Here is a 577-nt window from a genome sequence, read left to right on the forward strand (position 1 = left end):
TTGGTCCACCAACGCCCCGCTGGTCCTGCGGCGCAACGAGTCCTGGTGGGGCGGCGCGGTACCGTGGGAAACGGTCAGCATGACGCCGATCCCGAACGACACGGCCCGCGTCGCGGCGCTGCTCGCCGGCGATGTCGAGTTCATCAACAACGTCCCGCTTCAGGACGCATCGCGCCTTGGCGCCGATCGCCGCGTCGCGCTGTTCTCCAGCCCCTCCATCTACGCGGTCAACATCTACCTGGATGTCGAGCGACCGAACCCTCCGGGCGTGGATGCGGGTGGCCAGAATCCGATGCGCGATGTCCGGGTGCGGCGTGCCATGTCCCTGGCGCTGAACCGTGACGGCATCGCGCGGCAGATCATGGAGGGCTATGCCGATGCCGCCGACCAGCCCGTGCCGCCCTTCATCTTCGGTGCCATCGCCGACCGGCCTGTGCCAAGTCAGGACCTGAACGCGGCGCGGGCTTTGCTGGCGGAGGCGGGGTTCCCGCAGGGCTTCGGAATCAACCTGTTCTGCTCGCCGAGCCGGACGCCGCGGATCTGCCAGGCGATCGCCGCGGCCTGGACGCGCATCGGT

At 69.2% G+C, this 577-nt stretch carries 1 protein-coding gene; it reads left to right on the forward strand.

Features of this window, described 5'->3' with window-relative positions; translation table 11 throughout:
- On the forward strand, positions 1-577 hold a 577-nt coding region (locus ACLF3G_RS29530), incomplete at both ends, for an ABC transporter substrate-binding protein (RefSeq protein ID WP_430672943.1).

The organism is Falsiroseomonas sp. HC035, from assembly GCF_050563525.1.
Classification (GTDB): Bacteria; Pseudomonadota; Alphaproteobacteria; order Acetobacterales; family Acetobacteraceae; genus Falsiroseomonas.